Raw genomic sequence first — 7,620 nt, 5'->3', positions numbered from 1 at the left:
GGCGGGGCTCGACGCGCGGGGCGGGCGCCTCGGGGGCCGGATGCGGAGCGGCCACGGGCACGTCCTCGACCAGGCGATCCGGGGCCGGCGCCGCGGCCCGCGGGCCGCGGGCGGTGGCGGAGGAGGCGCCGTCGTCGTCGTGGGTGGCGGGGACGGAGATCGAGCCGTCGTCCAGGCGGGTGACCACGCGCAGATCGCCGGGGCGCACGTCCTCGTCCGGGTGGAATGCGACGCGGACCGAGCCAGGCAGCGCGTACTGCTGGGAGTCGGCGTGGCGGATGACCTCGTCGCACAGCTCGTTGGCGAGGGCCGCGCCCCACGAGCGGGCGCGCTCGAAGTCGGCGGGGGAGAAGTGGACCACGTAGTCGTTGGGCGCCACCGTGTGGCCCTCCGACAGCGCGAACGACTCGTCGTCCATCGCCTGCCGCAGGGCCGAGGCGATCTCCACCGGCTTCACCGCCCGCGGACCGCCGGCCGAGAAGGCCGATCGCACGGCCCTCTCGAGACCGCGTTCGAGGTTGTCCAGAAGTCCCACTCAGGGGCCCCTTTCCACAGTTGTCCGTCCCGATACTACGGGCCGGGCTGGGAGACCGCCGAGAACAGCGGGATTCAGCGGGGTGGAGCGCGGGCGGGAGAGGTGCCGGAGGGGTGAGCCACGGGAGTGGCGGGGACACGGGGGTGGGTGTCGGGGCCGATTTGCACGCCCGGGCGGGCGGGGGTTAGAGTGTTCCTCGCTGCCTGTGACGGTCGCCGGATGTCCGGACCGAGATCAGGAAGCCGCTCGCGCGAGTGGCGGAATTGGTAGACGCGCTGGCTTCAGGTGCCAGTGTTCGCAAGGACGTGGGGGTTCAAGTCCCCCCTCGCGCACCGAGGACGAAGGCCCCGGAACCGTGTGGTTCCGGGGCCTTCGGCGTTCCCAGGCGGGTCCTCACTCGCCGGCTGGGGGCGGTTTCGGGCGGTATCCACGCCGGATACCGCCCGAAACCGCCCCCAAACGCCAGGGTGGGCCGGGCGCAGGGCCGCCCGCCCGACGCCGGCCCTCACGGCTTGACGCACACCACCGGGACGCGCGCCTCGAGGATGATCTGCTGCGCGGCGGATCCCAGCAGCAGCTTGCCCACGGGGGAACGGTGCTTCACGCCCACCACGATCCGGCTCGCGCCCACACGCTCGGCGTGCTCGAGCAGGTCGCCGACGGCGTCCCGGCCGCGCTCCTGGGCGTGCGCCACGGACACGGCGACGCCGGCCTCGCGCGCCTCCGCCTCGTCCGGTTCGGTCCCGTCAAGGGAGAACCAGACCACGTCCTCCCCGCGCAGGGCCGCCTCGGCCAGGGCGGCCCGCCAGGCCGCGGCGCTCTCAGGGGTGCTGGTTCCGGTGCTGATGATCGTCATGGGCACCACTGTGCGCCATGGACGCGGCCCCCGTCACCACCCAGGCCGATTGTCGTCGGTCACTCTGCGGACGCAGAGCGCACGCAGCCCCGCCACGCTGTTACCGTGACCTCCACCACTCGTACCTGTCCCCGACGTCACTCTCTGGCGGCGGGGTGTCCCTGTTAGGAACCGCCATGTCCTCCACCTCCCCCGACGGCGCCCCGCGCCGACGCATGGGGATCGGCCGGATCGTCTTCAGCGTGATCGCGGTGCTCACCGTGCTCGCGGCCTCCGCCTTCTCCATCCGCTCGGCCTCCGGCGGCAATGACATCCGCACCAACCTCAGCCTCATCGCACCCGCGGCCGCCGGCGGCGGCTGGGACTCGTTCCAGCGTGAGATGCAGCAGGCGATGCGCGTCAACGGGCTCGTGAACAACGTCCAGGTGGTCAACATCCCCGGCGCCGGTGGCAACATCGCCCTCGGTCAGCTGACCACGCTCGAGGACGCGAACAACCTCATGGTGGGCGGCACCGGCCAGATCGCCGCCCACGCGGCCCGTGGCACCGGCCCCGAGCTCTCCCAGGTCACCGCGGTCAGCCGCGTCGTCGAGGAGTACAGCCTCGTGGTGGTCCCGGCGGACTCGCCGTACCGGAGCATGGACGACCTGGCGACCGCCTGGCGCGCCGATCCCGCCCACCTGGCGTGGACCGGCGGCGGCTCCTTCGACCAGCTCGTCATGGCGGACATCGCCCGCACGGCCGACGTGCCGGTCGCGGACACCACCTACATCCCGTCCGACGGCGGCGGCGAGGCCATCCAGGCCCTGCTCAACGGCACCGCCCAGGCCTCCGCCGGCGGCTTCGCGGACATCTACCCGCAGGTCCAGGCCGGCCGACTGCGCGCCCTCGGCGTGGTGGCGGCCGAGCCGCTGGCCGGCGTCGAGGAGATCCCGACCCTGCGCTCCCAGGGCTACGACGTCACGCTCACCAACTGGCGCGCCCTGTTCGTGCCCCCGGGCGTCTCCGCGGAGGAGCGCACCGAGCTCGAGACCCTCATCGCCGAGGCGGTCGACACCCCCGAGTGGAAGGAGGCGGTGCAGCGCAACTACTGGAACCCCGTGCCCCTCTCCGGCACCGAACTCGAGGAGTTCATCGCCGCCGAGAAGGAGCGCATCGGCACGCTGACGGAGGAGATCAAGTGAGCCACGCATCCACCGTCCCCCCCGCCGCCGACGCCCCCTCCCGCTGGGGGCGCGCCGCCGGGCTCTCCGGACTCGTCATGCCGGCCGTGCTGGCCGCGTTCAGCCTCTACCTGCTGGTGGGGTCCCTGGCCATGGACACCGACGGCGCCGACTTCCCCGGCCCGGACTTCTTCCCGCTGATCCTCGCGGTCGCGGGCCTCGTGATCGCCGCCGCGCTCGCGGTGGAGGTCGTGCGCGTGCGCCAGGCCCCCGAGGGTCAGGCCGACGCGGACGGCGAGGTCGGCCAGGCGGCCGGCCCGCTGACCCTGTTCCACTCGGACTTCGGCGCGCTGGCCTGGTGCTTCCTCGGCTTCCTCGCGTTCGCCGTCCTGCTGCCCTGGCTGGGGTGGATCCTCGCCGGGGCGCTGCTGTTCTGGTGCATCACGCGCGCGTTCGGCGCCCCGCACCCCGTGTTCGACATCCTCGTCGCCCTGTTCGTCTCCTCGCTGGCCTACCTCGGCTTCGCGGTGGCCCTGGGCCTGACCCTGCCCTCGGGCATCCTGGGAGGTGGCTTCTGACATGGAGACCCTCGGACTCCTCATGGAGGGCTTCGCCGGAGCCCTCACCCCCATGAACCTGCTCTGGGTGGTGCTGGGCTGTCTGCTCGGCACCGCGGTCGGCGTGATGCCCGGACTGGGCTCCTCGATGGCCGTGGCCCTGCTGCTGCCCATGACCTTCGCCCTCGAGCCCACCGCCGCGTTCATCATGTTCGCCGGCGTGTACTTCGGCGGCCTCTTCGGCGACTCCACCATGGCCATCCTCATGAACACCCCCGGCCAGGCCTCGGCCATCGCCTCCACGTTCGAGGGCCACCGCATGGCCCAGGACGGCCGGGCGGCCCAGGCCCTGGCGACGGCGGCGCTCGGCGCCTTCATCGGCGGCATGGTGGCCTCGGTGTGCGTCGTGTTCCTCGCCCCCGTCCTGGCGGAGTTCTCCACGCGCTTCGGTCCCGCGGAGTACTTCGCGCTCGCGCTCTTCGCGTTCGTGGCCACCTCCTCGGTGGTCGCGGACTCGGTGCTGCGCGGCCTGGCCTCCCTCGTGCTGGGACTGGGCATCGCCGTCGTCGGGATCGATGCGGTGACCGGCGCCGAGCGCTTCACGATGGGCTCCCCGCAGCTGTTCGACGGCATCCCGCTCGTGACCGTCACGGTGGCGATCCTCGCGCTCGGCGAGGTGTTCCACGTGGCCTCCCGGGTGCGCCGTGAGCACGAGGACCTGCGCATCCGTCGCACCGGCCGGCCGTGGCTCTCGGGCGCCGAGTTCCGTGAGGCCGCCCCGGCGTGGCTGCGCGGCACGGCGATCGGCCTGCCGTTCGGCATCGTGCCGGTGGGCGGCTCCGAGGTGCCGACGTTCCTGGCGTACTCGGCCGAGCGGCGCCTGGACCGGCGCCGGGCGAATCCGCAGTTCGGCCGCGGCGCGATCCGCGGGCTGGCGGCCCCGGAGGCCGCGGGCAACTCGACCACCGGCATGGCGATGGGCGCGCTGCTCACGCTCGGCCTGCCCGTCTCCGCGACGGCGGCCATCATGCTGGCGGCGTTCCGCCAGTACGGGCTGCAGCCCGGCCCCCTGCTGTTCGACCGCAGCCCGGACCTCGTGTGGGCGCTGCTGGCGAGCTTCTTCATCGCGATGATCGTGCTGCTGGCGATCAACCTGCCGTTCGCGCAGCTGTGGGCCAAGCTCCTGCTCATCCCGAAGCACTACCTCTACGCGGGGATCACGCTGTTCTGCGGGCTGGGCATCTACGCCACCACGGGCGCGGTGTTCGACCTGCTGATGCTCCTGGGGATCGGCGTGCTGGGCTTCCTGATGCGGCGGTACGGCTATCCGCTGGCGCCGCTGATGATCGGCATGGTGCTCGGCCCGCTCGCGGAGACCAGCCTGCGTGACGCCCTGCTCAGCTCGGTGGGCGACCCGGCCGTGCTCGTCTCCACCCCCATCACGTGGGTGATCTACGGGATCCTGGCGATCGTGCTGGCGTTCTCCGTGCGGGCCGCCGTCGTGCGCCGGACGCGCCAGGACGTGTGAGCGGAGGCGGGATCCGCGCCCCCCGAGGCAACGCGGGTTGAGTTGTCACCGGTGTGCGGCCTCCGCATCCGTGACAACTCAACCCGCGTTTCTGGTGGGCGGCGGCCCCGCTCAGTAGTGGTACGTGTCCGACGGGGCCGAGACCGAGTTGTCCTGGTCCGGGTACCGCGTGGACTGCACCCCGAACGCCGCGGCCAGCCCCAGGATCTTCTCCGCGCGCGCCTTGCGCGGCAGGTCGGAGCCGTTGCGGATCTGCCCGCCGTCGGCCTCGAAGTCCGCGAGGAACTCGTGCGCCCACGCCAGCTCCTCCTGGGACGGGCTGAGCCCCTCGTTCACGGCCGCGCACTGCTCCGGGGCGAGGCAGAGCTTGCCGGTCATGCCGAACTCCGCGGTCACCGCCGTCGCCTCGGCGAGCTTCACGCCGGTGGAGCCCACGGTGGGGCCGTCGATCGCGCCGGGCAGGCCCGTGGCCTTCGCCGCGATCGTGAACTGGGAGCGGGTGTAGGCCAGCGCCATCGGCGACTCGCCCAGGCCCGTGTCGCGCCGGAAGTCGCCGATGCCGAACGCCAGGCGGAACGTGCCCTTCGCCGCGGCGATCGAGTCGATCCGCTGCAGCCCGCGCGCCGTCTCCACGAGCGCCACCACGGGCACGCCGGGCAGGCGGCGGGCGGTCTCGTTCACGTGGTCCGTGGACTCCACCATCGCCAGCACGACGCCGGCCAGGCCGCCCTCGGCCACCGGCCCGCCCAGGTGCGCGGGCAGGGCCTCGGCGAGCGCCGCGACGTCGTCCTCCCACCACTTCGAGCCGTACCCGTTCAGGCGGACCCAGCCGGTGTGGCCGGAGGTCAGCCAGGCGAGCGCGTCCGCGCGGGCCCGGTCCTTGTCCTTGGGGGCCACGGCGTCCTCGATGTCGAGGATGACGATGTCCGCGGCCGAGTCCTCGGCGGCCTGGAAGCGCTCGGGCTGGGCGGCGTTGACCAGCAGCCAGGAGCGGGCGAGCTCGGGGTCGATGCGCTGGCCCGGCACGGACTGGAACGCGGGGGAGGGGGAGAGGGAGGCGGGCAGGGTCATGGTCACGGGGGGCTCCTTCACGGGGCGGGCGCCGGAGCCGGCCTCTCGCGCAGGGGCGAGAGGGGGACGGCGATCCGGGCGGGGACTGGCGGCGTCGGGACGTGCGGGCCGCGGGCAGGGTGCCTCGCGCGGCGGACGACCGGGGGACGGACCAGGTGGGCCCAACAGGAGCGGCGCGGGATGGACGCCGAAGGGCGCCACGGGTGTGCGGCGCTACCAAGCACAGTACACGCCCGTGTGTGCCACGTCACCTTCCAGCGACGGAACCGTCCCGCGCGCGGGCCGCGCCGTCGGAAAGTCCACCGCGGGGCGGCCCTCGCGCCGACCCGTCCGGTCCCGGCCCGAAGGGGGTGACGCGGTGCGGCGCGGGCCGTACCGTTCTGCGGAGCTCGCGAGGACGCCGGCCGCGCAACGGCGCGCGGCCGCCCATGCGTCCTCCCGGGCCGTTCCATGAACCGACCCCGACTCGAGGACGCTCAATGACGAGGATCCCCGCCCCGGACGAGGCCGCAGCCGCCCCGTCCTCCCCGCTCGACAACGCGCTGGCCCAGCTGGCCGCCGCGGTGCGCACGCTCGGCTACGACGAGGGCCTGCACCAGACCCTCGCGGCCCCGCGCCGCGAGCTCTCCGTCTCCATCCCCCTGCGCCGCGACGACGGCGCCGTGGAGGTCCTGCGCGGCTACCGCGTGCAGCACAACATCTCCCGCGGCCCCGCCAAGGGCGGCGTGCGCTTCAGCCCGGACGTGGACCTGGACGAGGTGCGCGCGCTGGCTATGTGGATGAGCTGGAAGTGCGCGCTCGTCGACGTCCCCTACGGCGGCGCGAAGGGCGGCGTGTCCATCGACCCGCGCAAGTACTCGAAGGCGGAGCTCGAGCGCGTCACCCGCCGCTACACCTCGGAGATCCAGCCGATCATCGGCCCCGAGGTGGACATCCCCGCCCCGGACATGGGCACGGACGAGCAGACCATGGCCTGGATGATGGACACCTACTCGGTGAACGTCGGCCACACCACGCTCGGCGCAGTCACCGGCAAGCCCGTCTCCCTCGGCGGCTCCCTCGGCCGCGCCTCCGCCACGTCGGAGGGCGTGGTGCACGTGGCGCTCGCGGCCCTGCGGGACCGCGGCATCGACCCGCAGGGGGCGACGGCGGCGGTCCAGGGCTTCGGCAAGGTCGGCGCCGGCACGGTGGAGCTGCTCGCGGCGGCCGGCGTGAAGGTCGTGGCGGTCTCGGACCAGTACGGCGCCGTGCGCCGCGACGACGGCGTGGACTTCGCCGCGCTGTCCGCCCACGTCGCGGAGACCGGCACGGTGGTGGACTGCCCCGGCACCGATGCGATGGACGCCGACGAGCTGCTCCTGGCCGACGTCGACCTCGTGGTCCCGGCCGCGGTGCAGGGCGTGCTCACCGCGGAGAACGCCGGGCGGGTGCGTGCCCGCGTGGTGGTGGAGGGCGCGAACGGCCCCACCACCGGCGAGGCGGACCGCATCCTCAACGAGAACGACGTGCTCGTGGTCCCGGACATCCTCGCCAACGCCGGCGGCGTGATCGTCTCCTACTTCGAGTGGGTGCAGGCCAACCAGGCCTACTGGTGGACCCGCGAGGAGGTGGCCGAGCGCCTCGAGCGGCGCATGGTGCTGGCCTGGGAGGCGGTGCAGGCCGCGGCCCGGGAGCACGACCTCACGCTGCGCGAGGCGGCCACGGTGCTCGCGGTCAAGCGGGTCGCCGAGGCGCACCGCACCCGCGGCCTCTACCCGTGATCGTCGGCGGCGCGCCCGCCTGAGGCCCGCACGGGCACAGCCCGCCCGGGCGCGGCCCGCGCATCGTCGGCCCGAGCCCGGCCCCCGGCGGGGTCAGGGCCCGGAGACGAGCGTCGTCACGCCGATCAGCGCGGGCACGGCGCCGAGGCC

7 protein-coding genes and 1 tRNA gene are annotated in these 7,620 nt (G+C 73.8%); 5 read left to right on the top strand and 3 right to left on the bottom strand.

Annotated elements, in window-relative coordinates:
* A partial coding sequence (locus tag NWP10_RS09495) for a DUF3662 domain-containing protein (protein ID WP_258300724.1) occupies nucleotides 1-535 on the bottom strand: 535 nt, incomplete at its 3' end.
* A gap of 248 nt (nucleotides 536-783) precedes the next feature.
* On the opposite strand from NWP10_RS09495, the gene NWP10_RS09490 reads away from it, so the two are divergent.
* A tRNA-Leu gene (locus NWP10_RS09490) sits at nucleotides 784-867 on the top strand.
* A 173-nt stretch (nucleotides 868-1,040) separates the two neighbouring features.
* Here the strand turns inward: NWP10_RS09490 and NWP10_RS09485 are convergent.
* Nucleotides 1,041-1,391 carry a universal stress protein gene (locus tag NWP10_RS09485; protein ID WP_017489351.1) on the bottom strand — a complete coding sequence of 117 codons (351 nt, stop codon included), beginning with the start codon at nucleotides 1,389-1,391 and terminating at the stop codon, nucleotides 1,041-1,043.
* A gap of 176 nt (nucleotides 1,392-1,567) precedes the next feature.
* On the opposite strand from NWP10_RS09485, the gene NWP10_RS09480 reads away from it, so the two are divergent.
* From NWP10_RS09480 to tctA, 3 genes are read left to right on the top strand one after another with little or no spacing between them, the layout of a single operon-like run.
* Complete coding sequence (locus tag NWP10_RS09480) at nucleotides 1,568-2,575, top strand: tripartite tricarboxylate transporter substrate-binding protein (RefSeq protein ID WP_309137718.1); 1,008 nt, start codon at nucleotides 1,568-1,570, stop codon at nucleotides 2,573-2,575.
* Nucleotides 2,572-3,132, top strand: a complete 561-nt coding sequence (locus NWP10_RS09475; protein WP_065572759.1) for a tripartite tricarboxylate transporter TctB family protein — start codon at nucleotides 2,572-2,574, stop codon at nucleotides 3,130-3,132. Before NWP10_RS09480 ends, NWP10_RS09475 begins: the two co-directional genes overlap by 4 nt.
* 1 nt (nucleotide 3,133) lies before the next feature.
* The gene (gene tctA / locus NWP10_RS09470; protein WP_258300725.1) at nucleotides 3,134-4,639 is read left to right on the top strand and encodes a tripartite tricarboxylate transporter permease TctA; all 1,506 of its coding nucleotides are present in this window, start codon (nucleotides 3,134-3,136) and stop codon (nucleotides 4,637-4,639) included.
* Between the two features lie 111 nt (nucleotides 4,640-4,750).
* Here tctA and NWP10_RS09465 read toward each other — a convergent pair whose 3' ends face one another.
* Nucleotides 4,751-5,710, bottom strand: coding sequence for an HpcH/HpaI aldolase/citrate lyase family protein (locus NWP10_RS09465; protein WP_375162481.1), 960 nt, complete (start codon nucleotides 5,708-5,710; stop codon nucleotides 4,751-4,753).
* 479 nt (nucleotides 5,711-6,189) lie between these two features.
* Between NWP10_RS09465 and NWP10_RS09460 the strand changes: the two genes are divergently transcribed.
* Nucleotides 6,190-7,470, top strand: coding sequence for a Glu/Leu/Phe/Val dehydrogenase (locus tag NWP10_RS09460; protein ID WP_017489346.1), 1,281 nt, complete (start codon nucleotides 6,190-6,192; stop codon nucleotides 7,468-7,470).
* Nucleotides 7,471-7,620: the final 150 nt, after the last annotated feature.

It is taken from the genome of Micrococcus sp. HG099 (assembly GCF_024723355.1).
Classification (GTDB): domain Bacteria; phylum Actinomycetota; class Actinomycetes; order Actinomycetales; family Micrococcaceae; genus Micrococcus; species Micrococcus endophyticus.
This window is presented reverse-complemented; position numbering and strand designations above follow the sequence as displayed.

Coding starts and splice junctions, on each gene's coding strand:
- NWP10_RS09485 (WP_017489351.1), bottom strand. CDS start 1,391: ATGACGATCATCAGCACCGGAACCAGCACCCCTGAGAGCGCCGCGGCC.
- NWP10_RS09480 (WP_309137718.1), top strand. CDS start 1,568: ATGTCCTCCACCTCCCCCGACGGCGCCCCGCGCCGACGCATGGGGATC.
- tctA (WP_258300725.1), top strand. CDS start 3,134: ATGGAGACCCTCGGACTCCTCATGGAGGGCTTCGCCGGAGCCCTCACC.
- NWP10_RS09465 (WP_375162481.1), bottom strand. CDS start 5,710: ATGACCCTGCCCGCCTCCCTCTCCCCCTCCCCCGCGTTCCAGTCCGTG.
- NWP10_RS09460 (WP_017489346.1), top strand. CDS start 6,190: ATGACGAGGATCCCCGCCCCGGACGAGGCCGCAGCCGCCCCGTCCTCC.